The following is a 23,690-nucleotide window of genomic DNA, read 5'->3' as shown; positions in this document are numbered from 1 at the left end:
TCACAGCTTCATCAGGCTGGCGTCGTCGACCGAGGCCGAGTGGCGGGTACGGAACAGCGACACGATGATCGCGAGCCCGACCACGACCTCCGCGGCGGCGACGACCATCGTGAAGAAGGCGATGATCTGGCCGTCGAGATTGCCGTGCATCCGGGAGAAGACGACGAACGCGAGGTTGCAGGCGTTGAGCATCAGCTCGATGCACATGAACACGACGATCGCGTTGCGTCTGATCAGCACGCCGGTGGCGCCGATCGTGAACAACAGGGCCGACAGGTAGAGGTAGTTGACGGGGTTCACTTCGACGCCTCCTCGGCCCGCTTGAGGTTGGCCGGCTCGATCTCGGTCCGCTCCAGCCGCTCCTCGGCGCGCTGTTCCAGGGCCCGCAGGTCGTTGAGCGCCTCCGTCGACACGTCACGGACCTGGCCGCGCTCGCGCAGCGTCTTGCTGACCGTGAGCTCGGACGGGGTGCCGTCGGGCAGCAGGCCCGCGATGTCCACGGCGTTGTGCCGGGCGTACACACCGGGCGCGGGCAGCGGCGGCACGTTCTTGCCCTCGCGGACCCGCTGTTCGGCCAGCTCGCGCTGGGTCCTGGCCCGCTCGGTACGCTCGCGGTGGGTGAGCACCATGGCGCCGACGGCCGCCGTGATGAGCAGAGCGCCGGTGATTTCGAAGGCGAAGACGTACTTGGTGAAGATGAGGGCCGCGAGGCCCTCCACATTGCCGTTCGCGTTCGCCTTGCCGGTGCCGGCGAACTCCTTCAGGGAGGCGTTCGCGATGCCGGCGAACAGCAGGACGCCGAAGCCGACCCCGCACAGCAGGGCCAGCCAGCGCTGGCCGGCGATGGTCTCCTTCAGCGAGTCCGCGGCCGTGACGCCGACGAGCATCACCACGAACAGGAACAGCATCATGATCGCGCCGGTGTAGACGACGATCTGCACGATGCCCAGGAAGTAGGCACCGTTGGCGAGGTAGAACACCGCCAGGATGATCATGGTCCCGGCGAGGCAGAGCGCGCTGTGCACGGCCTTCCTCATGAAGACGGTGCACAGGGCGCCGATCACCGCGACCGTACCGAGGACCCAGAACTGGAAGGCCTCTCCGGTGGAGGTCGTGTAGGCGGCGAGCTGCGGGCTCATGCGTCGGCCCCCTGTTCCTCGGGCTTCTCTCCCTTGGAGAGGGCGACCTGGCGGACCGTGCCGGGCGCGGCCTCGGTGACGAGTCCCCGGTAGTAGTCCTGCTCGTCCATCCCCGGGAAGATCGCGTGGGGTGTGTCGACCATGCCCTCTTCCAGACCGGCGAGCAGCTGCTCCTTGGTGTAGATGAGGTTGGCGCGGCTGGAGTCGGCCAGCTCGAACTCATTGGTCATCGTGAGCGCGCGCGTGGGGCACGCCTCGATGCACAGGCCGCACAGGATGCAGCGGGCGTAGTTGATCTGGTAGACGCGGCCGTACCGCTCGCCGGGCGAGTAGCGCTCCTCGTCCGTGTTGTCGGCGCCCTCCACATAGATGGCGTCGGCGGGGCAGGCCCAGGCGCACAACTCACAGCCGACGCACTTCTCCAGGCCGTCCGGATGGCGGTTGAGCTGGTGCCGTCCGTGGAACCGGGGAGCCGTGGTCTTCTTCTGCTCCGGGTACTGCTCGGTCAGCCGCTTCTTGAACATGGCCTTGAAGGTCACGCCGAAGCCGGCCACGGGGTTCTGGAAACCGGGCTTCGTCTGCCCGGCCTCCTGAGGCTCCTCAGCCATCGGACGCCTCCTTTCCATCCGAAGATCCGTCACTGACAGTGTCCGACCCACCACTGACAATCAGCTCCCGCTCGTGGCGCGAGCGGCGCCTCGGCACCGGCGGCAACTCCTGTCCGGGCAGCGGCGGTACGGGGAAGCCGCCGGCCATCGGATCGAAGCCGGCCGGCTCGGCGGCGGCCTGCTCGGCGGCGACCGGCTCGGCCGGCTTCGCCTTGTCGCGGAACATGTCGACGACGAAGGACAGGAGCAGCAGGGCCAGGACACCGCCGCCGACGTAGAGGGCGATGTCGGCGAAGTCGTAGTTCTCGTTCCTGAGGGTCCGCACGGTCGCGACGAGCATCAGCCAGGCCACGGAGACCGGGATGAGGACCTTCCAGCCGAGCTTCATCAGCTGGTCGTAGCGGACGCGCGGGAGCGTGCCGCGCAGCCAGATGAAGAAGAACAGCAGCAGCTGGACCTTGATCACGAACCAGAGCAGCGGCCACCAGCCGTGGTTGGCGCCCGCCCAGAAGCCGCTGATCGGCCACGGTGCCCGCCAGCCGCCCAGGAAGAGCGTGGTCGACACGGCCGACACCGTCACCATGTTCACGTACTCGGCGAGCATGAACATCGCGAACTTGATCGAGGAGTACTCGGTGTTGAAGCCGCCGACCAGGTCGCCCTCGGACTCCGGCATGTCGAAGGGGGCGCGGTTGGTCTCGCCGACCATCGTGACGATGTAGAGGATGAAGGAGACCGGCAGGAGCAGGATGTACCAGCGGTGTTCCTGCTGCGCGACGATCGTCGACGTCGACATCGACCCCGAGTAGAGGAACACGGAGGCGAAGGAAGCGCCCATGGCGATCTCGTACGAGATCATCTGCGCGCAGGAGCGCAGGCCGCCGAGCAGCGGGTAGGTGGATCCGGAACTCCAACCCGCGAGCACGATGCCGTAGATGCCGACCGAGGCGACCGCGAGGATGTAGAGCATCGCGATCGGCAGGTCGGTGAGCTGCATCGCGGTGCGGTGGCCGAAGATCGAGATCTCGTCGTCGGCGGGCCCGAAGGGGATCACCGCGATCGCCATGAAGGCCGGGATGGCCGCGACGATCGGTGCGAGGACGTACACCACCTTGTCCGCGCGCTTGACGATGATGTCTTCCTTGAGCATCAGCTTGATGCCGTCGGCGAGCGACTGGAGCATGCCCCAGGGGCCGTGCCGGTTCGGGCCGATGCGCAGCTGCATCCAGGCGACGACCTTGCGCTCCCAGACGATCGAGAACAGCACCGTCACCATCAGGAAGGCGAAGCAGAACACCGCCTTGATGACGACCAGCCACCAGGGGTCGGTGCCGAACATCGAGAGGTCTTCAGCGGCGAGGTACGGGCTCATGCCTCCACCTCCTTGGGGGCCTCACCGGCATGTGCCGCCGGGCCGATGCGGACGAGGGAGCCGGGCCGCGACCCGGTGTCGGAGGCGACGCCGCCGCCTACGGAGTTCAGCGGGAGCCACACCACGCGGTCGGGCATCTCGGTGATGCGCAGCGGGAGTTCGACCGTTCCGGCAGGGCCGGTCACGGCGATGAGGTCGCCGTCCGCCACCTCCGCCTCGGCGGCGGTCGCGGCCGACACGCGTGCGTGTGCCGCGTGCCGGGTTCCGGCGAGCGCCTCGTCGCCCTCCTGGAGGGCGCCCTGGTCGAGCAGCAGCCGGTGTCCGGCGAGCACGGCCTCCCCGACGGCCGGCCGGGGCGGCACACCGGAGGTCTCCAGCGGATCGGTGGCCCGCGGACCGTCCCAGGCGCCCAGCCGGTCGAGCTCCGCGCGCGTGGTGCGCAGATCCGGCAGACCCAGGTGGATGTCCATCGCGTCGGCCACCATCTGCAGCACGCGCGCGTCGGTCGGCGACACACGGCGGGTCATCTGGTCGGGCTTGAGCGCGGCCTCGAAGAAGCGGACCCGGCCTTCCCAGTTGAGGAAGGTGCCCGCCTTCTCGGCGACGGCGGCGACCGGCAGGACGACGTCGGCGAGCTCGGTGATCTCGCCCGGCCGCTGTTCCAGCGACACCAGGAAGCCGACCTCGCGCAGTGCCTCACGCGCGCGTGCCGGGTCGGGCAGGTCGGCGACCTCCACACCGGCGATCAGCAGCGCCTGGAGCTCACCGCTCCTGGCGGCCTCGACGATCTGGTCGGTGTCGCGGCCGTAGCGGACCGGGAGTTCGGCCACGCCCCAGACCGCGGCGACCCCCTCGCGCGCGCGGGGATCGGTGGCCGGGCGGCCGCCCGGCAGCAGCGAGGGCAGCGCCCCCGCCTCGATCGCACCGCGCTCCCCGGCCCGGCGCGGGATCCACACCAGCCGGGCGCCGGTCGCGGTGGCGGCCCGTACGGCGGCGGTGAGGCCACCGGCGACCGCGGCCAGACGCTCGCCGACGACGATCACCGCGCCCTCGGCGCGCAGCGCCTCGGCCGCCTGCCCTCCGCCCTCCTCCAGGCCGACGCCGCTCGCGAGGGCGTCCAACCACTCGGGCTCGGTGCCGGGAGCGGCCGGCAGCAGCGTGCCGCCCGCCTTCTCCAGGCCCCGGGTGGCGTGTGTGGCCAGCGAGAACACCCGCTGCTTGTGCTTGCGCCAGGCCTTGCGGAGCCGCAGGAAGACGCCGGGCGCCTCCTCCTCGGACTCGAACCCGACCAGCAGGACGGCGGGCGCCTTCTCCAGGGAGGCGTACGTGACGCCCGTACCGTCGAGGTCGCGGCCGTGTCCGGCGACCCGGGCGGCCAGGAAGTCGGCCTCCTCGCCGCTGTGCACGCGCGCGCGGAAGTCGATGTCGTTCGTGTCGAGGGCCACGCGCGCGAACTTGCTGTAGGCGTAGGCGTCCTCGATCGTCAGACGCCCGCCGGTGAGGACACCGGTCCTGCCGCGCGAGGCGAGCAGTCCCTGCGCGGCGATCTGCAGCGCCTCCGGCCAGGAAGCCGGTTCGAGCTCACCCTCGGCGTTGCGCACCAGGGGCGTCTCCAGCCGGTCCTTCAGCTGCGCGTACCGGAACCCGAAGCGCCCCTTGTCGCAGATCCACTCCTCGTTGACCTCGGGGTCGTTGGCGGCGAGCCGGCGCATGACCTTGCCGCGCCGGTGGTCCGTGCGCGTCGCGCAGCCGCCGGAGCAGTGCTCGCAGACCGAGGGCGAGGACACCAGGTCGAAGGGACGGGAACGGAAACGGTACGCCGCCGAGGTCAGCGCGCCGACCGGGCAGATCTGGATGGTGTTCCCGGAGAAGTACGACTCGAAGGGGTCGCCCTCGCCGATGCCGACCTGCTGGAGCGCGCCCCTCTCCAGCAGCTCGATCATCGGGTCGCCCGCGACCTGGTTGGAGAAGCGGGTGCAGCGGGCGCACAGCACGCAGCGCTCACGGTCGAGCAGCACCTGCGTGGAGATCGGGACGGGCTTCTCGTACGTGCGCTTGCGGCCCTCGAAGCGGGATTCGGCGTTGCCGTGCGACATCGCCTGGTTCTGCAGCGGGCACTCGCCGCCCTTGTCGCAGACCGGGCAGTCCAGCGGGTGGTTGATGAGGAGCAGCTCCATCACACCGTGCTGGGCCTTCTCGGCGACCGGGGAGGTGAGCTGAGTCCTCACCACCATCCCGTCCGTACAGGTGATCGTGCAGGACGCCATGGGCTTGCGCTGGCCCTCGACCTCGACGATGCACTGGCGGCAGGCGCCGACCGGATCGAGGAGGGGGTGGTCGCAGAAGCGGGGGATCTCGATGCCGAGCTGTTCGGCGGCCCGGATGACCAGGGTGCCCTTGGGCACGCTGATCTCCACGCCGTCGATCGTCAGCGTGATGAGGTCCTCCGGCGGGACCGCCGCCTCTCCCCCTCCGGAGGGAGCGCTGGTGGTCACGGTCATGCGTTCACCTCCGGGCGGTCGGCCCAGGCCGTCGACTTTGCCGGGTCGAAGGGGCAGCCCCGGCCCGTGATGTGCTGCTCGTATTCCTCGCGGAAGTACTTGAGCGAGGAGAAGATCGGCGAGGCGGCGCCGTCGCCGAGGGCGCAGAAGGACTTGCCGTTGATGTTGTCGGCGATGTCGTTGAGCTTGTCGAGGTCGGCCATGGCGCCCTTGCCGGCCTCGATGTCACGCAGCAACTGGACGAGCCAGTAGGTGCCTTCGCGGCAGGGCGTGCACTTGCCGCAGGACTCGTGGGCGTAGAACTCGGTCCAGCGGGTCACGGCGCGCACGACGCAGGTGGTCTCGTCGAAGCACTGCAGGGCTTTCGTGCCCAGCATGGAACCCGCGGCACCCACTCCTTCGTAATCAAGAGGGACGTCGAGGTGCTCGTCGGTGAACATCGGCGTGGAGGAACCGCCCGGCGTCCAGAACTTGAGGCGATGCCCGGGGCGCATGCCGCCGCTCATGTCGAGGAGCTGGCGGAGCGTGATGCCGAGCGGCGCCTCGTACTGGCCGGGGCTCGCGACGTGGCCGCTGAGCGAGTAGAGCGTGAAGCCGGGAGACTTCTCGCTTCCCATCGCCCTGAACCATTCCTTGCCGTTTTGCAGGATGGCGGGAACCGACGCGATCGACTCGACGTTGTTCACAACAGTCGGGCAGGCATAGAGCCCTTCGACAGCAGGGAAGGGGGGACGGAGCCGCGGTTGACCACGGCGGCCTTCGAGCGAGTCGAGCAGTGCGGTCTCCTCACCGCAGATGTACGCGCCGGCGCCGGCGTGCACGGTGAGCTGGAGGTCGAGTCCACTGCCCAGGATGTTCTCGCCGAGGTAGCCCGCCGCGTGGGCCTCGCGCACGGCCTCGTGCAACCGCCGCAGAACGGGGACGACTTCACCACGCAGATAGATGAAGGCATGCGACGACCTGATGGCATAGCACGCGATCACAATGCCCTCGATGAGGCTGTGCGGGTTCGCGAAGAGGAGCGGGATGTCCTTGCAGGTTCCCGGCTCCGACTCGTCGGCGTTGACAACTAGATAGTGCGGTTTCCCATCACCCTGAGGAATGAACTGCCATTTCATTCCGGTCGGGAATCCCGCGCCGCCGCGCCCGCGCAGACCGGAGTCCTTGACGTACGCGATCAGGTCGTCCGGCGACATGGCGAGCGCCTTGCGCAGCCCCTCGTACCCCTCGTGCCTCCGGTAGACGTCCAGCGTCCAGGACCTGTCCTCGTCCCAGAAGGCCGACAGCACGGGTGCGAGCAGCTTCTCCGGGCTCGTGTCCTTGAGTTCGGCTGCCACGGTCATCACTCCCCCTCCTCTTCTGCGACCTGGCCCGCGGACGGCGCGTCCTGGGATCCCTGGGACTCCTGGGCACGCGGATGCACCACGCGCGCGGGTGCGGTCTCTCCCCTCGCCAGGCGAAGACCCACCAGCGAAGCGGGTCCCGCGCTGCCGCTCTCCTCGACGGCCCCGGGCCGCTCGTCGGGGAAGCCCGCCAGGATCCGGGAGGTCTCCTTGAAGGTGCACAGCCGTGCCCCGCGCGTGGGCTCGACGGGGCGTCCGGCGCGCAGGTCGTCGACCAGACGCTTGGCGCTCGCCGGATTCTGGTTGTCGAAGAACTCCCAGTTGACCATCACGACCGGCGCGTAGTCGCAGGCCGCGTTGCACTCGATGTGCTCCAGGGTGACCTTGCCGTCGTCGGTGGTCTCGCCGTTGCCGACGCCCAGGTGCTCCTGGAGCTGCTCGAAGATCGCGTCGCCGCCCATCACCGCGCACAGCGTGTTGGTGCAGACGCCCACCTGGTAGTCACCGGAGGGCTTGCGCCGGTACATGGTGTAGAAGGTGGCGACCGCGGTCACCTCGGCCGTGGTCAGGTCCAGCATGTCCGCGCAGAACCGCATCCCGGTGCGCGTGACGTGGCCCTCCTCCGACTGCACGAGGTGCAGCAGCGGCAGCAGGGCCGAGCGGGAGTCCGGGTAGCGCGCGATGATCTCGCGCGCGTCCGTCTCCAGCCGGGCTCGGACGTCGTCCGGGTAGCCGGGCGCGGGCAGCTCGGGCATGCCCAGGCTGACGCCCTGCTCCGAAGAACTGGTGGTCACCGGTCGACGCCTCCCATCACGGGGTCGATGGACGCGACGGCGACGATGACGTCGGCGACCTGGCCGCCCTCGCACATCGCCGCCATGGCTTGCAGGTTGGTGAAGGACGGGTCACGGAAGTGGACCCGGAAGGGGCGGGTGCCGCCGTCGGAGACGGCGTGCACGCCGAGTTCGCCCTTGGGCGACTCGACGGCCGCGTACACCTGTCCCGGCGGGACGCGGAAGCCTTCGGTGACCAGCTTGAAGTGGTGGATCAGGGCCTCCATGGAGGTGCCCATGATCTTCTTGATGTGGTCGAGGGAGTTGCCCAGTCCGTCCGGTCCCAGGGCGAGCTGGGCGGGCCAGGCGATCTTCTTGTCGGCGACCATGACCGGGCCGGGCTGGAGCCGGTCCAGGCACTGCTCGACGATCCTGAGCGACTGGCGCATCTCCTCCAGGCGGATCAGGAAGCGGCCGTAGGAGTCGCAGCTGTCGGCGGTCGGGACGTCGAAGTCGTACGTCTCGTAGTCGCAGTACGGCTGCGCCTTGCGCAGGTCGTGCGGCAGGCCGGTGGAGCGCAGGATCGGGCCGGTGGCACCGAGGGCCATGCAGCCGGCCAGGTCGAGATAGCCGATGTCCTGCATGCGGGCCTTGAAGATGGGGTTCCCGGTGGCGAGCTTGTCGTACTCCGGGAGGTTCTTCTTCATCTTCTTCACGAACTCGCGGATCTGGTCCACCGCGCCGGGCGGCAGGTCCTGGGCGAGTCCGCCGGGCCGGATGTACGCGTGGTTCATCCTGAGGCCCGTGATGAGCTCGTAGATGTCGAGAATCATTTCACGATCACGGAATCCGTAGATCATGATCGTGGTGGCGCCGAGCTCCATGCCTCCGGTGGCGATGCACACCAGGTGGGAGGACATCCGGTTCAGCTCCATCAGGAGCACCCGGATGATCTTGGCGCGCTCGGTGATGTCGTCCTCGATGCCGAGGAGCTTCTCGACGGCGAGACAGTAGGCGGTCTCGTTGAAGAAGGACGTCAGGTAGTCCATGCGCGTCACGAACGTGGTGCCCTGCGTCCACGTGCGGTATTCGAGGTTCTTCTCGATACCGGTGTGGAGGTAGCCGATGCCGCAGCGGGCCTCGGTGACCGTCTCGCCGTCGATCTCCAGGATCAGCCGGAGCACTCCGTGGGTGGACGGGTGCTGAGGACCCATGTTGACGACGATGCGCTCGTCGTCGGCACGGGTCGCGGACTCGACGACCTCGTCCCAGTCGCCGCCGGTGACCGTATATACGGTGCCCTCGGTGGTCTCGCGGGCCGAGGCGGCCGCGGCTGCTGACTGCGTGCTGCTCACGAGTACGACCTCCGCTGGTCCGGAGCCGGGATCTGGGCACCCTTGTATTCGATGGGGATGCCGCCGAGGGGGTAGTCCTTGCGCTGCGGATGGCCCTGCCAGTCGTCCGGCATCATGATCCGCGTCAGGGCCGGGTGACCGTCGAAGACGATCCCGAAGAAGTCGTAGGTCTCGCGCTCGTGCCAGTCGTTCGTCGGATAGACGGAGACCAGCGACGGGATGTGCGGGTCGCTGTCGGGGGCGCTGACTTCGAGGCGGATCAGCCGGTTGTGGGTGATCGAGCGCAGGTGGTAGATGGCGTGCAGCTCGCGTCCCTTGTCGTGGAGATAGTGGACGCCGCTGACGCCGGTGCAGAGCTCGAAGCGCAGGGCGGGGTCGTCGCGCAGGGTCTGGGCGACGCGCAGCAGGTGCTCGCGCTCGATGTGGAAGGTGAGCTCGCCGCGGTCGACGACCGTCTTCTCGACGACGTTCTCGGGGAGGAGTCCCTGCTCCTCCAGGGCGCCCTCCAGCTCGTCGGCGACCTCGTCGAACCAGCCGCCGTAGGGGCGGTTCGCCGGTCCCGGGAGTCGGACCGAGCGGACCAGGCCGCCGTAGCCGGAGGTGTCGCCGCCGTTGTCGGCGCCGAACATGCCGCGCTGGACGCGGATCTCCTCGCCGCCCTGGCCGCGCTGGCCGGGGAGGTTGGAGGCGGAGAGGTCCTTCTCGGGGTTCACCCCGTTCGAGGACCCGTTCGCGCCGTTGGTGCCGTTCGCGTCGCTCACCGCAGCAGCCCCTTCATCTCGATGGTGGGCAGGGCCTTGAGCGCCGCCTCCTCCGCCTCGCGGGCCGCCTCCTGGGCGTTCACGCCGAGCTTGGAGGTCTGGATCTTCTGGTGGAGCTTGAGGATGGCGTCCATCAGCATCTCGGGCCGGGGCGGGCAGCCGGGGAGATAGATGTCGACCGGGACGATGTGGTCGACGCCCTGGACGATCGCGTAGTTGTTGAACATGCCGCCCGAGGAGGCGCAGACGCCCATGGAGATCACCCACTTCGGGTTGGGCATCTGGTCGTAGACCTGCCTCAGCACCGGCGCCATCTTCTGGCTCACCCGACCCGCGACGATCATCAGGTCCGCCTGCCGCGGTGAGCCGCGGAAGACCTCCATGCCGAAGCGCGCCAGGTCGTAACGGCCGGCGCCGGTCGTCATCATCTCGATGGCGCAGCAGGCGAGGCCGAACGTCGCAGGGAAGACGGACGCCTTGCGCACCCAGCCCGCGGCCTGCTCGACGGTGGTCAGCAGGAATCCGCTCGGCAGCTTTTCTTCGAGTCCCATGTCCTTAGGCCCCTCAGTCCCATTCCAGGCCGCCGCGCCGCCATACGTACGCGTACGCGACGAAGACGGTGAGCACGAAGAGCAGCATCTCCACGAGCCCGAAAACACCCAGGGCGTCGAAGGTGACGGCCCAGGGGTAGAGGAAGACGATCTCGATGTCGAAGACGATGAAGAGCATCGCCGTCAGGTAGTACTTGATCGGGAAGCGCCCGCCGCCGGCCGGCGTGGGGGTCGGCTCGATGCCGCACTCGTAGGCTTCGAGCTTGGCGCGGTTGTACCGCTTCGGACCGATCAGCGTGGCCATGACCACGGAGAAGATCGCAAAGCCTGCCCCGAGGGCTCCCAGTACGAGGATGGGCGCATAGGCGTTCACCGCTCCTCGCTCCTCTCAGTCGGCACTGACTGGTGGCGGTCATGTCGGGCCCACTCCGCCCCATCGGTCCCACGAGCCCCGCGCGTCACGGGCGAAGATCGAGAACATGTGAAGCAGGTCACAAGCCCAACTGCCTCGCATCTTATGCCCGCCGCTCTGTGATCTGCGACACGGGGTATTACACAAGCTTTGTGATCTCCACCACCTGACGAAGGATCATGAAGTCGGATGAGCAGTGATCTTCGTACGCGAAGCGTTCACCTGATCACCAGAAGTGACATTTTCGCTCAACGCCGCAGGCCAGAGGGCGTGCCTCCATACCAAGAGGCTTCCCTTGCATGCAAATTGGCATCGGGTGCCACGTCCTGCTAGAGGAGCCCGTTCACACATCAGGAGGAGATCCCGGGCGGGGTGTGGACGCGTGCACGCGTTCACGAAGTCGGTCACGCGCGAGACGCCGCCCCTCCGGTGACCGTTCCGTGACCTCCGCCACATCCATGAGAACCGTCTGAGAACCGGGCTTGGCCACCGACCGCAACCGGTGGTAAGCGGAGGGCAATTCGGGCGTAATGATGAAAACCCGTGATCATGGGCTTGATCACCCACGTCCGCTATGTCCGTTACGGCGTCAATAAAGAACGACGCGCCCGGGATTCACGGTCTCGATTGAACAACTGTGGCGCAGCACACGTTTCTTGAAGATATGAAGGAGCCCCTGATACCGGTTGTTCTCATGCCCCACACCGCTCACATACGCAGCCACCGGAAGCCCCGCAACCGCAGCGCGTCGACCATCGCGATGCGGGCCGGAGTAGCCGGTGGCGTCCTCAGCCTCGCCGCTGCCGGCGCGTCGGCGTCGGCGAACGCCGCCGAGCCGGTGACGCAGACGCTCGAACTGCCCACCCTGACGGCCGACCTGTCCGCTCAGGTCGCCCAGTCCGCGGACGCCACGCAGCAGGCGGCCGCGAACTACCAACTGCAGGCCGAGCGTGACGCGGCCGCCACAAAGGCCGCGAAGCAGGCCAAGTCGGACTTGGCCGACGCGAAGAAGAAGGCGGAGGCCCGGAAGAAGGCCGCCGCCGAGGCCGCCCGCAAGGCCGCTGCCGAGCGCGCCTCGCGCAGCACCGCGCGGACGACCCTCAGCACCACCAGCACGACCGCCCACGCGGGCTCCAGCACCTCCACGGGCTCGTCGACGGCCACCGGTTCGGCCGCGGCGATCGTCTCCTTCGTGAAGGCCCAGATCGGCGACACCTACATCTCCGGCGGCACCGGCCCGAACACCTGGGACTGCTCCGGCCTGGTGCAGGCCGCCTTCAAGCAGGTCGGCATCAGCCTGCCGCGCGTCTCGCAGGACCAGTCGACCGCCGGCACCCAGGTCTCGCTGAGCAACCTGCAGCCGGGCGACATCCTCTACTGGGGCAGCGCGGGCAGCGCGTACCACGTGGCGGTGTACGTGGGCGACGGTATGTTCGTCGGTGCGCAGAACCCGTCCACCGGCGTCGTGGAGAAGCCCCTCTCCTACGACCCGCCGACCGGCGCGGTACGGGTGCTCTGAGAGCACCGAGTCTCGACGCGTGAAGGGCCGCAGCCGCTCGGGGGCAGCGGCCCTTCGGGCACATCCCGGGACGTTCAGGACCATTCCGGGCGCTTCGGGCTCATCCCAGGTCGAAGGTGTTGGGCAGTCCGAGCCGGTGGCGCAGTTCGTCGACCCGCTTCAGGGGCTCCAGCTCCGGCGGTCGGAAAAGGTCCAGGACGCGGCATCGCTCGGCGCCCGAATTGTCCGCATCCAGGAGCGCGTTGACGGCGCGGCGCGCGGACTCGCTGGCGCCCTCCATCGTCGCCAGGTCCACGTCCGTGCGGACGTAGTCGCCCGCGAGGAAGAAGTTCGGCACCTTCGTACGGGCCGAGGGGCGGTTGTAGAGGGTGCCCGTGGGGTGGATGAGGAGTTGTTCGCGGTTCTGCGGGTCGGGGCCGCCCAGGCCCGTCACGGCCGGGTCCATGAACCAGCCCAGCCGGTCCTCGTCGGTGAGGGTCGTCTTGCCGGAGTCGTTCAGCCCGTCCTTCAGCTGGGCCCAGAGTTCGGCGACGATCTCGTCCTTTGTGCACTCGCGGGCCGTCTTGCCGTACAGGATGCCGGGTTTGTCCCACTCGGAGATGATCGTGGACAGGCATTCGTGGGCCCGGCCGTCTCCGTAATCGCGCGAGAAGTCCCTGACGTCCCAGAACTGGGACTGGCCGATGCCGGTCACCGCCCAGGGTGAGTCGAGGCAGTTGATGTGCCCGTGCACGACGGGTGTGGGCGTGCGCAGGTAGAACATCACGCCGGTCATCCAGTCCGTCTTCAGGGCGTCGCACCGGCCGAGCTGCGGGTCGGCCGCGCGCAGGGCCCGGCCCCAGGTCGCGCGGGCGTGCTCGACGGGCATCGCGCTGACGTAGTGGTCGGCGGTGATCACGCGCTCCTGGCCGCCGTCGCGGGCCGAGACGCGTACGCCGGTCACCCGCCCGCCCTCGTACACCACCTCCCGCACCTGTGTCCCGAGCGCGAACCGGACCCCGAGGGAGCGCAGATGCGTCTCCCAGGGGTCGATCCAGGCCTCGCTCGTCGGGGCGTTGAGGACGCGGTCGACCTCGGCGTCGCCGTCCATGCCCCGGCCGAGCAGGCCCCACAGCAGCAGGGCCTCGATGATGACGCGGCCCACCGTGCGGGTGGAGGCGATCTCGGCGCGGGTGGCGACCAGGTTGCGGGTCTGGCCGATGCCGAGGAGCACCTGGTACTCCGTGCTCATCTGCCCGGCGCGGATGAAGTCCCACCACGCCGTCTTCTCCCACTGGTCCTCGCGGCGGGCGTCGCAGCTGGTGAGGTGGACCAGGAGGCGATTGGCGAAATAGGCGACCTCGTGGGCGGGCAGCCGGGTGCCGAGGTCGAGCACGGACAGGATCTGGTCACGGAGCCAGGACGGCGTGATGTCGCCGGGAGCGGGCGGGGTCGTCGCCCTGCGCAGCGGGAAGTGCAGGTCCGGGCGGCCGGCGGCGCGGGCGAACAGGACCTCGGTGCCGCTGCGGAGGTTGTCGTGGACGCCGCCCGCGTTCCCGGGGAACGGGATGCGGCGCAGGGTGTCGGGCAGGTTCCGGTAGAAGCCGGGGAAGAAGCGGAAGCCGTGCTCGCCGGGGAGCGGCCTCCGGCCGTCGGTGCCCGTTCCGGGGACGTCCATCGAGCGGGCCTTGCCGCCGAGGACGTCGTAGTACTCGTAGACGGTGACGGCGTAGCCGCGTTCGGCGAGTTCGTGGGCGGCGCTGAGGCCGGAGACGCCGCCGCCGAGCACCGCGACCCGCTTGCCCCCTAAAGAGGCTCCGGCCGCGTGCGCGGCGGCGGCCGAGGTGGTGGCGCCGACCGCTCCCGCGGCAACCGCTCCGCCGGCGGTCGCGAGGATGCGTCTGCGGGAGTGTCCGACGTGCTCCTGGGACTGCTGCGCGAGTTCTGCTGTCATGAGACCCGGAGGGTAGGGAGGGGCTCCGGATGCCGGAACCCGGTTTACCCGTCACCCACAGCATCCTCACAATCACAAGGAGACAGTGATGCCAAGCGTGTTCGTCCAGGGCCGGCCCGTCGCGTCCTATCCCCCGCTCGCCCCGGAGGCCCGGCGCGGGTCGGTGCGGCGCATCACCGAGGTCGGCGAGGAGGTCCTGCACAAGCCGTGCCGGGACGTCACCGAGTTCGGGCCCGATCTCGCCGCGCTCATCGACGACATGTTCCTGACCATGTACGTCGCCGACGGCGCGGGACTGGCGGCGAACCAAGTCGGGGTCGATCTACGCCTGTTCGTGTACGACTGCCCCGACGACGACGGTGTCCGGCATGTCGGGCACATCGTGAATCCCGTCCTGGACCCGCTCGACCCGGCCGGGCGCCGGCTGCTCGACGAGGGCGAGGGGTGCCTGTCGGTGCCGGGCGCGGTCATGGACGTACCGCGCCCCGACCGGGCCGTCGTGCGCGGGCAGGACAGGGACGGCCGGCCGCTCGTGATCGAGGGCACGGGGTACTTCGCCCGCTGCCTCGCCCACGAGACCGACCACGTGAACGGGCAGGTGTACCTGGACCGGCTGTCCCGGCGGGAGCGCGCGCAGGCGCTGCGGCAGGTGACGGACCGGCGCGACGAGGTGTTCGCCCGCCGGGCCGCCAACACCGAGGCGCTGAGCGGCTAGGCCTGTCGTCGAACGACAGGCCCAGGGCACGTGGCGGGTCAGGCCTTCGGTGCCACCTTGCTCAGGCCGTTGATGATCCGGTCCATCGCGTCGCCGCCCGTCGGGTCGGTGAGGTTGGCCAGGAGCTTGAGGGTGAACTTCATCAGGAGCGGGTGGGTGAGGCCGCGCTGGGCGGCGATCTGCATGACCTTCGGGTTGCCGATGAGCTTCACGAAGGCGCGGCCCAGCGTGTAGTAGCCGCCGTAGGTGTCCTTGAGGACGCGCGGGTAGCGCTGCAGGGCCAGTTCGCGCTGGCCCGCCGTCGCCCGCGCGTGCGCCTGGACGATGACGTCGGCGGCGATCTGGCCGGACTCCATGGCGTAGGCGATGCCCTCGCCGTTGAAGGGGTTCACCAGGCCGCCCGCGTCGCCGACGAGCAGCAGGCCCTTGGTGTAGTGCGGCTGGCGGTTGAAGGCCATCGGGAGCGCGGCGCCGCGGATGGGGCCGGTCATGTTCTCCGGGGTGTAGCCCCAGTCCTCCGGCATGGAGGCGCACCAGGCCTTCAAAACCTCGCGCCAGTCCAGCTCCTTGAAGGAGCCGGAGGTGTTCAGGACGCCCAGGCCGACGTTGGACGTGCCGTCGCCCATGCCGAAGATCCAGCCGTAGCCCGGCAGCAGGCGGTCCTGGGCGCCGCGCCGGTCCCACAGCTCCAGCCAGGACTCCAGGTAGTCGTCCTCGTGGCGCGGGGAGGTGAAGTACGTACGGACCGCGACGCCCATCGGGCGGTCCTCGCGGCGGTGCAGGCCCATCGCCAGGGACAGCCGGGTGGAGTTGCCGTCGGCGGCGACCACGAGGGGCGCGTGGAAGGTGACTTCCCGCTTCTCCTCGCCGAGCTTGGCCGTGACGCCGGTGATGCGGCCGGTGCGGTCGTCGACGATCGGGCCGGAGACGTTGCAGCGCTCGTACAACCGCGCGCCCGCCTTCTGGGCGTTGCGGGCCAGCTGCTCGTCGAAGTCGTCGCGCTTGCGGACGAGTCCGTAGTCGGGGAACGAGGCAAGATCAGGCCAGTCCAGCTGGAGCCGGGAGCCACCGCCGATGATCCTCAGGCCCTTGTTGCGCAGCCAGCCGGCCTCTTCGGAGATGTCGATGCCCATGGCCACGAGCTGCTTGACGGCGCGCGGGGTGAGGCCGTCGCCGCAGACCTTCTCCCGCGGGAACTCGGTCTTCTCCAGCAGGAGTACGTCGAGGCCGGCCCGGGCGAGGTGGTAAGCGGTCGCGGAGCCGGCTGGCCCCGCGCCCACGACGATCACATCGGCGGTGTGGTCGGAGAGGGGCTCGGTCACGGCGGGATCTCCCCTGAGTTCGAAATCTGCGTGCTGACGGGCACTGGACATGGGCAGTCTATTCAGCAGAATTGATCACCCGGCTGAAGGGCTGCCCCCGTGAAACGAGCTCTCCCCGCAGTACGGCTGCGTGTCCCCACCCACGAGGACGCGTTCACCTGGCACCGGGCCTTCGCCGACCCGCAGGTCATGGAGTTCCAGGGCGGCAGGGCCGCGGAGTTGTCCGTCTACGAGGAGCTCACCGCCCGCCAGCGCCGGCACGACGCGGAGCGCGGTTTCTGCCTGTGGTCCGTGCTCGACGAGAGCGGCGAGGTCATCGGTTTCACGGGCGCCCAGCCGTGGGAGCGCAAGTGGGGCCCGACGGGCGAGATCGAGGTCGGCTGGCGGCTCGGGCGGGCGCACTGGGGCAAGGGGTATGTGACGGCGGCCGCGCGGGAGACCCTGGAGCGGCTGCGGGCGGCGGGCGTGCCGAGCGTGGTGGCGATGGTGGACGCCCGTAACGAGCGCTCCATCGCGGTCACCCGGCGGCTGGGGATGCGTCTCGCGCAGACGTACGTGACGCCGGAGACGGAACGGCAGAGAGCGCGGCAGGGGCACTGCTACCGCCTTGATCTGTGACTCGTAACTCAAAGTGACGATCTGTCACAGAAAGGCACCTGCCGCTTCCGGCTGTTGGCGCGGCGGCGTTACCCTTCCAGTACCGCTGGGGGTGACATCTGTGCTTATAACACCCAAAACGCCCGAAGTGCGCGTACCACGCCTTGTCGGCCTGATGGCCGTGGACGCGCGCGAGACCGCCCAGGCGTGGGGGCTGTCGTTGAACGCGCCGGACCGGCCGGACTTCCACCACACCGTCGTCGACTACGTCGTCCGCCAGTACCCGCAGCCCGGTGCCGAGGTGCCGCGGGACTCCATGGTCTACGTGTGGTTCGACTTCGGTGAGGGAGAGGGCGGCGGAGGCATCCGCGAGCCACGCATTCCGCGGCCGCCCCGGGGCGGGCTGCGACGCGAGCTCGACGAGCCCGGTGACGCCTTCGAGATGATCAACCGGTGAGCCGGGGGCTCAGCTCTCCTTGAAGCCGCGGTGCAGGGCGACCACCCCGCCGGTGAGGTTCCGCCAGGCGACCTTCGACCAGCCCGCCCCGCGCAGCCGCTCGGCCAGCGCGGGCTGGTCGGGCCAGGCGCGGATGGACTCGGCGAGGTAGACGTACGCGTCCGGGTTGGAGGAGACGGTGCGCGCGACCGGCGGCAGGGCCCGCATCAGATACTCGGTGTAGACGGTCCTGAAGGGCGCCCACGTCGGGTGCGAGAACTCGCAGATCACCACGCGCCCGCCGGGGCGGGTCACCCGGTACAACTCGCGCAGCGCGGCGTCCGTGTCCTGCACATTGCGCAGCCCGAAGGAGATCGACACCGCGTCGAAGGTGCCGTCCTTGAACGGCAGCCGGGTCGCGTCGCCGGCCGTGAACGGCAGCCAGGCGTTGCGCTTCTTGCCGACCTGGAGCATGCCGAGGGAGAAGTCGCAGGGGACGACGTACGCGCCCGTCTGCGCGAAGGGCAGCGACGAGGTGCCCGTGCCGGCGGCGAGGTCCAGGATCTTCTGCGCGGGGCGCGCGTCGACCGCCCTCGCGACCTCCTTGCGCCACCGCCGGTCCTGGCCGAGCGACAGGACGTCGTTCGTCAGGTCGTACCGTTCCGCCACGTTGTCGAACATCGAGGCGACTTCGTGCGGCTGCTTGTCCAGGGATGCGCGGGTCACCCGCCCATTGTGGCAGCAGGGGGTACGACGCCCGGGCAGCCCCCTCGGCATCGTCACGGCGCGGGCCCCGGGCAGCCCCCCGGCGGCCCCTGGCAACATTTCCCTCCGGGAGATGCGAGGCGGTTCCGTCCTGGGCCAGAGACGACGAGAGCGGGTACGTACGCGATGAGGGGTTTCCTGAGGCCGGCGGCCGGGCTCATTTGCACGTTCGCACTGGCGGTCACGGGATGCTCCGCGGACTCCGGCGGCACGTCGCACGCCTCCGGCGGCACGTCGTACGCCCCCTACGTCAGTGCCACGGACGCGTCCGCCACCGACTCCGCCGGCTCCCCGGCGACGTACAACCTGGCCTTCGTGATCTCGGACGGCAGCGGCTGCACGCCGAAGTGGGACGGGTCGGAGGCCATCGGCGACCCGGCGGTCCAGTCCCGTATCGCGCGGCTGAAACGGGACGGCGCGACGGTGCGGGTGTCCTTCGGCGGGGCGTCCGGCAAGGAGCTGGCGCAGGCCTGCGACTCCGCGTCCGAGCTGGCGGCGGCCTACGGCAAGGCGCTGGACGCTGCGGGCTCCGCCCTGGCCGACTTCGACATCGAGGGCGCCACGCTGACCGACTCCGACTCGGTCGCCCTGCGGTCGAAGGCGATAGCGGAGCTCCAACGGGACCGCCCGGACCTGGAGGTCAGCTTCACCCTGCCCGTGATGCCGTCCGGCCTCGACTCCGACGGCCTCGCGCTGCTGGAGTCCGCGAACACGTACGACGTGCAGGTCTCCACCGTCAACATCATGACGATGAACTACGCCGAGTCGTACGACGGCGACATGGGCGGCTACGCCCTCACCTCGGCCAGGGCCACCCACGCCCAGCTGAAGAAGGTCTTCGCACTGTCCGACGCGGACGCCTGGCGGGGCATGGCGCTCACTTCGATGATCGGCGTCAACGACGTGGCGGGCGAGACGTTCACGCTCTCCGACGCGGCCCAGGTGCGGGCGTTCGCCGAGGAGAAGGAGATCGCCTGGGTGTCGATGTGGTCCTCCTTCCGCGACCGGCAGTGCGCGCACGGACGGTCCGGGCGGGACGACCCGGCGACCAACTGCAGCGGCGTGAAACAGAGTTCGGGCGCCTTCGGGCGGAGCTTGTCCGGCTGAACCCGGTCAGCGGCCCCGGTACACCAGCCGCCCGCCGATCACGGTCGCCACGCAGGTCCCGGCGCCGCGCCGGACCAGTTCGGCGCGGTCCGCGACGTCGAAGACGGCGAACCGGGCGGGACCGCCCGGCACCAGCCGCGGCAGCAGGATCAGCGGGGTCGGGGAGAGCGCCGCCGGGCCCGGGAGCCGGTCCGGCCGCTGTCCGACCGCGAGTCCGGCCCTGCGCACCGCGTCGACCACCGCCCGGGACCGCAACTCCCCGGCCACCGCGACCGTTCCGTGCGCCAGCATCCGCTGGATCCCGCGCCGCGCGCTCGCGCCGAGGCGTGCGGGGTCGGCGCGGAAGATCTCCCGGGCCCGCGGTCCGCCGATGGGCTCGGTGCCGAGGGCATCGGCCTCGCGCGGGTCGGGATGGTAGGTGGCCTCGAGGAGCTCCGGGCCGTACGGGTTCAGCAGTCCGGGCGTGAGGATGCCGGGCCACCGCCGCACCCTCGCCTGCGGGTGGGCGTCGGCCAGTTCCTGGTACGGGCCGACGGCGGCGACGGACGCCCCGTCGACCAGGACCGCCGCCTCGGGCGACTGCGCGGCGACGTGAAGTGTCAGCACGGAACCCCTGATCGGCTCTAGTTGGACGCGAGCAGCTTCAGCTCGGGATGCGCCGTGCCGCCCTCGATCGCCGTGGACGAGATGTGCGACATCACCCGCTCGTCGACCGGGTCGTTCGCCGGGTCGTCGTGGACGACGAGGTGTTCGTACGTCGTCGAGCGCTGCGCCGGGACCCGGCCCGCCTTGCGGATCAGGTCGATGATCTCCAGGCGGTTGGAGCGGTGCTTGGCGCCGGCCGAGGAGACGACGTTCTCCTCCAGCATGATCGAGCCGAGGTCGTCGGCGCCGTAGTGCAGCGACAGCTGGCCGACCTCCTTGCCCGTGGTCAGCCAGGAGCCCTGGATGTGCTGGACGTTGTCCAGGAAGAGCCGGGCGATCGCGATCATCCGCAGGTACTCGAAGAGCGTGGCCTGCGTGCGGCCCTTCAGGTGGTTGTTCTCGGGCTGGTAGGTGTACGGGATGAAGGCGCGGAAGCCGCCCGTGCGGTCCTGCACCTCCCGGATCATCCGCAGGTGCTCGATGCGCTCGGCGTTGGTCTCGCCGGTGCCCATGAGCATCGTGGACGTCGACTCCACACCCAGCTTGTGCGCGATCTCCATGATCTCCAGCCAGCGCTCACCGCTCTCCTTCAGCGGGGCGATGGCCTTGCGCGGGCGCTCGGGCAGCAGCTCGGCACCGGCGCCGGCGAAGGAGTCCAGACCGGCCCGGTGGATCCGGGTGATGGCCTCCTCGACCGGCACCTTCGAGATCCGGGCCATGTGCTCGACCTCGCTCGCCCCCAGGCTGTGGATGACGAGCTGCGGGAACTCCTTCTTGATGGCGGCGAAGTGCTTCTCGTAGTACTCGACGCCGTAGTCCGGGTGGTGGCCGCCCTGGAACATGATCTGCGTGCCGCCCAGCTCGACGGTCTCCGCGCAGCGGCGCAGGATGTCGTCGAGGTCGCGGGTCCAGCCCTTGGCGGTGTCCTTGGGGGCGGCGTAGAAGGCGCAGAACTTGCACGCCGTGACGCACACGTTCGTGTAGTTGATGTTGCGCTCGATGATGTACGTCGCGATGTGCTCGGTGCCGGCGTACTTGCGGCGGCGCACTGCGTCGGCGGCGGCGCCCAGCGCGTGCAGCGGGGCGTCGCGGTAGAGGTCGAGCGCCTCCTCGGGCGTGATGCGTCCGCCCGCTGCGGCACGGTCGAGCACAGACTGGAGGTCGGCCTTCTCGGTCACCGGGGCGTCCCTTTCGTCAAGGGTTGTGGACGGACCGAACCAGCCTACGCCAGGGTGTTCAACCGTCCGACCTCAGGCTGTGTACGCGCCGATCAGGACCCCCACGAACGCGCCCGCGATCAGGAACGGGCCGAACGGGATCGCCGTCTTGCGGCCGGCCCGGCCCAGGGCGACGAGGGCGCCCCCGTACAGCGCGCCCAGCAGGAACCCGGCGAAGGTGCCGAGCATCACCGTCGGCCAGCCGTACCAGCCCAGGGCGGCGCCCGTCCCCAGCGCCAGCTTCACGTCGCCGAAGCCCATGCCGGCGGGGTTGATGAGGAACAGCACGAAGTAGCCCGCGCCGAGGGCGAGGGCGCCGTACAGCGCGGTGAACCAGTCGCCGGCGTGCTCGGGCAGCAGGGCGGCCAGGCCGAGCAGGCCGAGGGCGGCGGCCGCGAGCGGCAGCGTCACCGGGTCCGGCAGCCGCCGCACCCGGAAGTCCACGGCCGCCAGCAGCACCCCGACGGGCGACAGCAGCAGCCAGACGGCGAGTTCGGGGCGGGTGCCGGTGGCGGCGGCGAGGGCGGCGCACACCAGGGCGGTGGCCGCAGCGAGGAGGAGGGCGTTCGGGCCGTACGAGGCCTCGTCGCACTGCCCGCATCGTGCCGGGCCGATCCACCCGCGGACCGGATGCCCGCCCGGGCACTGGTCCCGCCACGGCTCCTGCGCAGGGACCGAGAGACGGTAGGCGGCCCGAGGCAGCAGGAGGGCGCCGGCCACCGCGCCCCACAGCGCGGCGGCGACGACCGGCAGCAGGTCGGTCATCCGGCCGCGGCGACGCTGTCGCGCCAGGTCGGGAGCAGTTCGTCGAGGAGCGCCTCCGTGCGCGGCGGCAGGCCGCGCGCCCCGCTGCGGCCGACGAGGTCGGCGGCGAGCGAGCGGAGCCGGTCGGTGTCGCCGGTGGCGTGGGTGGCGCGCAGCAGCTCGTTGAACAGGCGCTCGTCGGCCGGGGCGGAGTTCAGGGCGGCGTTCAGCGCCTCGATCGCCCGCTCGGCGCGGTCCTTCTCCAGGTGGAACGCGGACAGGGCGAGGCCGATGTCGGCGACCAGCATCGGGAGTTGGGCGTCGATGATCTCGTGGGTGAGCCAGCGGTAGCGGCCCTCGGGCCGGCCGGCGAGCAGCGGTCCGCGGACCAGGACCAGCGCGTCGGTGAGCGTCCGCCCGCGCACGGCACGGTTGTCGACGCCCTTGCCCTGCGTGGCCTCGTAGTAGAGGGAGCGCAGCACGTCCAGGTCGGAGACGACGGACTTGGCGAGCGTGAGCCGGCCCGTCTCGTCGGTGGTGAGGCGGGGCGTGCCGTCCGGGTCGGCGCCGAGCCAGGCGCGCAGCCGCTCGACGAGCGCGTCCCGTACGTCCTCGGTGACCCCGCGCGGCCACAGCGCGGAGGCGAGCACCCGCGGGTGCACACCCTCGCGGTGCAGGAGCAGCAGGGCGAGCGCCTCGTGGAGCAGGGCGCTGCGTTCGCCGTCCGGGGTGTCGAGGCCGATGATCTCGTACGGGCCGACCAGGCGCGCGTACACCGCGGGCCGCCCCTGCTCGCTGATGTCGACGAGGAACGGCGGGGCGTTGGTGGGCCCGTCCGGGTCCCGCTCGGGGTCGGCCTCGACGAACAGCTCGACGACGGCGCGCTGTTGGGTGGCGGGCAGGAGCTGCGCGTCGAGCTCCAGGCCGAGCAGCGGGGCGAGCAGCTTGCCCGCGGCCGTGATCTCCATCTCCCAGGCGGCGCCGGGCAGATCGCCGCTCTCGGCGCCGACGAGGTAGCCGATGCCGAGCCGGCTCGCGTCGGCGGCGAGTTCGGCGAGCCTGACCGCGTCCTCGGCGGGCGGCTGGGCGGCGAGCAGGACGAGGTGCGGGGCCCAACGGGTGTGCTGGGCGGGCCCGGTTCGGCCGGTCAGGACCGAGTCGTGCCCGGCGGCACCGAGCGCACCGCGCCGCTGCCGCGTCTCCGCCTCCATGGTTTCGAGGAGGGCCTCGATGCCGTCGAGGTGGCGCAGCCGGTTGGGCGCGAGCGCGGTGAGGTCCTCGCCGAAGCCGACGAGGGTGATCGTCATGCGGTCGGACCAGCCGTTGGTGGCGAGTTCGGCGGCGACGGAGGCGAACACGGCGGCCCGGTCGGCCTCGCGTCCGCTCAGGGAGACGAGGCCGGGCACGGCCTCCAGGTTGAGGAGCAGCCGCGAGTCGTCCATGGTGCCGAGGCTGACGAGACCGGGGTACGGGGCCGCGGTGTCGACGTCCTCGTACCGCTCGGCGTCGGACCGGGCGAGCAGCCAGAACGTCTGGTCCTGGCCCAGCTGCCAGGGCGTGGGCGGCTTGCCGGCGGGCTGGGCGAGCTGGAGGTGCAGGTCGCCGTTGCTCAGCCAGGCGGCGTAGACGACGGGCAGGGCGCGGGACTCGGCGGCGAGGGAGGCGGCGAGGCCGCGCAGCGACCGGTCGAGGAGTCGTACGCCCTCGGGGTCGGCGCCGACCAGCAGCGCGTCCTGCACGTCCTGGGCGTCCCCGGTCGGCGTGGGCGGCTCCATGCCGCGCCGTCCGCCGACGGCACCGAGCGCCGACTGCCACAGCGCCTGGCGACGCCGGCGCCCGAGGGCACCGAGCAGGCCGGCGGCGAGGAGCGGGGCG

23 protein-coding genes are annotated in these 23,690 nt (G+C 70.3%); 5 read left to right on the top strand and 18 right to left on the bottom strand.

Going from position 1 to position 23,690, the window contains the following annotated elements:
- Genes nuoK through IPZ69_RS22570 form a run of 11 tightly spaced genes read right to left on the bottom strand, consistent with a single transcriptional unit; the run spans position 1 to position 10,776 of the window.
- Positions 1-300 (bottom strand): NADH-quinone oxidoreductase subunit NuoK, encoded by a 300-nt coding sequence (gene nuoK / locus IPZ69_RS22620; RefSeq protein WP_066995480.1) that lies wholly within the window; start codon positions 298-300, stop codon positions 1-3.
- Positions 297-1,139: an NADH-quinone oxidoreductase subunit J gene (locus IPZ69_RS22615; RefSeq protein ID WP_235456102.1), complete on the bottom strand. Its 843-nt coding sequence runs from the start codon at positions 1,137-1,139 to the stop codon at positions 297-299. The genes nuoK and IPZ69_RS22615 overlap by 4 nt, the downstream gene beginning before the upstream one ends.
- Positions 1,136-1,747, bottom strand: a complete 612-nt coding sequence (gene nuoI / locus IPZ69_RS22610) for an NADH-quinone oxidoreductase subunit NuoI (protein WP_235456100.1) — start codon at positions 1,745-1,747, stop codon at positions 1,136-1,138. The genes IPZ69_RS22615 and nuoI overlap by 4 nt, the downstream gene beginning before the upstream one ends.
- Complete coding sequence (gene nuoH, locus IPZ69_RS22605) at positions 1,740-3,119, bottom strand: NADH-quinone oxidoreductase subunit NuoH (protein ID WP_235456099.1); 1,380 nt, start codon at positions 3,117-3,119, stop codon at positions 1,740-1,742. Before nuoH ends, nuoI begins: the two co-directional genes overlap by 8 nt.
- Positions 3,116-5,620, bottom strand: coding sequence for an NADH-quinone oxidoreductase subunit G (locus IPZ69_RS22600; protein WP_235456097.1), 2,505 nt, complete (start codon positions 5,618-5,620; stop codon positions 3,116-3,118). The genes nuoH and IPZ69_RS22600 overlap by 4 nt, the downstream gene beginning before the upstream one ends.
- The gene (gene nuoF, locus IPZ69_RS22595) at positions 5,617-6,966 is read right to left on the bottom strand and encodes an NADH-quinone oxidoreductase subunit NuoF (RefSeq protein ID WP_235456096.1); all 1,350 of its coding nucleotides are present in this window, start codon (positions 6,964-6,966) and stop codon (positions 5,617-5,619) included. The genes IPZ69_RS22600 and nuoF overlap by 4 nt, the downstream gene beginning before the upstream one ends.
- Positions 6,963-7,757, bottom strand: a complete 795-nt coding sequence (nuoE, locus tag IPZ69_RS22590; protein WP_235456094.1) for an NADH-quinone oxidoreductase subunit NuoE — start codon at positions 7,755-7,757, stop codon at positions 6,963-6,965. The genes nuoF and nuoE overlap by 4 nt, the downstream gene beginning before the upstream one ends.
- On the bottom strand, positions 7,754-9,091 hold the full coding sequence (locus IPZ69_RS22585) for an NADH-quinone oxidoreductase subunit D (protein ID WP_235456093.1): 1,338 nt from the start codon (positions 9,089-9,091) through the stop codon (positions 7,754-7,756). Before IPZ69_RS22585 ends, nuoE begins: the two co-directional genes overlap by 4 nt.
- Complete coding sequence (locus IPZ69_RS22580; RefSeq protein WP_235456091.1) at positions 9,088-9,852, bottom strand: NADH-quinone oxidoreductase subunit C; 765 nt, start codon at positions 9,850-9,852, stop codon at positions 9,088-9,090. The genes IPZ69_RS22585 and IPZ69_RS22580 overlap by 4 nt, the downstream gene beginning before the upstream one ends.
- Positions 9,849-10,403, bottom strand: coding sequence for a NuoB/complex I 20 kDa subunit family protein (locus IPZ69_RS22575; protein ID WP_235456089.1), 555 nt, complete (start codon positions 10,401-10,403; stop codon positions 9,849-9,851). Before IPZ69_RS22575 ends, IPZ69_RS22580 begins: the two co-directional genes overlap by 4 nt.
- 13 nt (positions 10,404-10,416) lie before the next feature.
- Positions 10,417-10,776: an NADH-quinone oxidoreductase subunit A gene (locus tag IPZ69_RS22570; RefSeq protein WP_007383963.1), complete on the bottom strand. Its 360-nt coding sequence runs from the start codon at positions 10,774-10,776 to the stop codon at positions 10,417-10,419.
- A 733-nt stretch (positions 10,777-11,509) separates the two neighbouring features.
- Between IPZ69_RS22570 and IPZ69_RS22565 the strand changes: the two genes are divergently transcribed.
- Positions 11,510-12,334: a C40 family peptidase gene (locus IPZ69_RS22565; RefSeq protein WP_235456087.1), complete on the top strand. Its 825-nt coding sequence runs from the start codon at positions 11,510-11,512 to the stop codon at positions 12,332-12,334.
- Between the two features lie 100 nt (positions 12,335-12,434).
- Here the strand turns inward: IPZ69_RS22565 and IPZ69_RS22560 are convergent, their stop codons facing one another.
- Positions 12,435-14,267, bottom strand: coding sequence for a hydroxysqualene dehydroxylase (locus IPZ69_RS22560; protein WP_235456085.1), 1,833 nt, complete (start codon positions 14,265-14,267; stop codon positions 12,435-12,437).
- A gap of 88 nt (positions 14,268-14,355) precedes the next feature.
- Here IPZ69_RS22560 and def point away from each other — a divergent pair, with 88 nt between their 5' ends.
- Positions 14,356-14,982, top strand: a complete 627-nt coding sequence (def, locus tag IPZ69_RS22555; RefSeq protein ID WP_235456084.1) for a peptide deformylase — start codon at positions 14,356-14,358, stop codon at positions 14,980-14,982.
- 38 nt (positions 14,983-15,020) lie between these two features.
- Here the strand turns inward: def and IPZ69_RS22550 are convergent, their stop codons facing one another.
- Complete coding sequence (locus tag IPZ69_RS22550; RefSeq protein WP_235456083.1) at positions 15,021-16,355, bottom strand: geranylgeranyl reductase family protein; 1,335 nt, start codon at positions 16,353-16,355, stop codon at positions 15,021-15,023.
- Positions 16,356-16,403: 48 nt separating this feature from the next.
- Here IPZ69_RS22550 and IPZ69_RS22545 point away from each other — a divergent pair, with 48 nt between their 5' ends.
- Positions 16,404-16,922: a GNAT family N-acetyltransferase gene (locus tag IPZ69_RS22545; RefSeq protein ID WP_235456082.1), complete on the top strand. Its 519-nt coding sequence runs from the start codon at positions 16,404-16,406 to the stop codon at positions 16,920-16,922.
- Between the two features lie 127 nt (positions 16,923-17,049).
- Positions 17,050-17,358 carry a PASTA domain-containing protein gene (locus IPZ69_RS22540; protein WP_235456081.1) on the top strand — a complete coding sequence of 103 codons (309 nt, stop codon included), beginning with the start codon at positions 17,050-17,052 and terminating at the stop codon, positions 17,356-17,358.
- A 9-nt stretch (positions 17,359-17,367) separates the two neighbouring features.
- Here IPZ69_RS22540 and IPZ69_RS22535 read toward each other — a convergent pair whose 3' ends face one another.
- Positions 17,368-18,063, bottom strand: coding sequence for a demethylmenaquinone methyltransferase (locus tag IPZ69_RS22535; protein ID WP_235456080.1), 696 nt, complete (start codon positions 18,061-18,063; stop codon positions 17,368-17,370).
- A gap of 165 nt (positions 18,064-18,228) precedes the next feature.
- Between IPZ69_RS22535 and IPZ69_RS22530 the strand changes: the two genes are divergently transcribed.
- Positions 18,229-19,209, top strand: coding sequence for a chitinase (locus IPZ69_RS22530; RefSeq protein ID WP_235456079.1), 981 nt, complete (start codon positions 18,229-18,231; stop codon positions 19,207-19,209).
- A 6-nt stretch (positions 19,210-19,215) separates the two neighbouring features.
- Here the strand turns inward: IPZ69_RS22530 and IPZ69_RS22525 are convergent, their stop codons facing one another.
- From IPZ69_RS22525 to IPZ69_RS22510, 4 genes are all read right to left on the bottom strand, one after another.
- Positions 19,216-19,815, bottom strand: coding sequence for an imidazolonepropionase-like domain-containing protein (locus IPZ69_RS22525; protein WP_235456078.1), 600 nt, complete (start codon positions 19,813-19,815; stop codon positions 19,216-19,218).
- Between the two features lie 17 nt (positions 19,816-19,832).
- Entirely contained in the window at positions 19,833-21,032 is a 1,200-nt protein-coding gene (gene mqnC / locus IPZ69_RS22520) for a cyclic dehypoxanthinyl futalosine synthase (RefSeq protein ID WP_235456077.1), read from the bottom strand.
- Positions 21,033-21,104: 72 nt separating this feature from the next.
- Positions 21,105-21,836 (bottom strand): prepilin peptidase, encoded by a 732-nt coding sequence (locus IPZ69_RS22515; protein ID WP_235456076.1) that lies wholly within the window; start codon positions 21,834-21,836, stop codon positions 21,105-21,107.
- Positions 21,833-23,690: bacterial transcriptional activator domain-containing protein (locus IPZ69_RS22510; protein ID WP_235456075.1), on the bottom strand; the 1,858-nt coding region annotated here is incomplete at its 5' end. The genes IPZ69_RS22515 and IPZ69_RS22510, both read right to left, overlap by 4 nt.

Origin of the sequence: Streptomyces olivochromogenes (assembly GCF_021538895.1) — a bacterium.
Lineage (GTDB): Bacteria > Actinomycetota > Actinomycetes > Streptomycetales > Streptomycetaceae > Streptomyces > Streptomyces olivochromogenes_A.
Note: the sequence above shows the minus strand (reverse complement) of the source record. Positions and strands in the feature narration are given on the sequence as shown.

Bases quoted from the DNA above. Each gene is read 5' to 3' on its own strand.
- nuoH (WP_235456099.1), bottom strand. From the start codon at position 3,119: ATGAGCCCGTACCTCGCCGCTGAAGACCTCTCGATGTTCGGCACCGAC.
- IPZ69_RS22515 (WP_235456076.1), bottom strand. From the start codon at position 21,836: ATGACCGACCTGCTGCCGGTCGTCGCCGCCGCGCTGTGGGGCGCGGTG.
- IPZ69_RS22560 (WP_235456085.1), bottom strand. From the start codon at position 14,267: ATGACAGCAGAACTCGCGCAGCAGTCCCAGGAGCACGTCGGACACTCC.
- IPZ69_RS22530 (WP_235456079.1), top strand. From the start codon at position 18,229: ATGAGGGGTTTCCTGAGGCCGGCGGCCGGGCTCATTTGCACGTTCGCA.
- def (WP_235456084.1), top strand. From the start codon at position 14,356: ATGCCAAGCGTGTTCGTCCAGGGCCGGCCCGTCGCGTCCTATCCCCCG.
- IPZ69_RS22575 (WP_235456089.1), bottom strand. From the start codon at position 10,403: ATGGGACTCGAAGAAAAGCTGCCGAGCGGATTCCTGCTGACCACCGTC.
- IPZ69_RS22600 (WP_235456097.1), bottom strand. From the start codon at position 5,620: ATGACCGTGACCACCAGCGCTCCCTCCGGAGGGGGAGAGGCGGCGGTC.
- IPZ69_RS22565 (WP_235456087.1), top strand. From the start codon at position 11,510: ATGCCCCACACCGCTCACATACGCAGCCACCGGAAGCCCCGCAACCGC.
- IPZ69_RS22550 (WP_235456083.1), bottom strand. From the start codon at position 16,355: ATGTCCAGTGCCCGTCAGCACGCAGATTTCGAACTCAGGGGAGATCCC.
- IPZ69_RS22615 (WP_235456102.1), bottom strand. From the start codon at position 1,139: ATGAGCCCGCAGCTCGCCGCCTACACGACCTCCACCGGAGAGGCCTTC.
- nuoI (WP_235456100.1), bottom strand. From the start codon at position 1,747: ATGGCTGAGGAGCCTCAGGAGGCCGGGCAGACGAAGCCCGGTTTCCAG.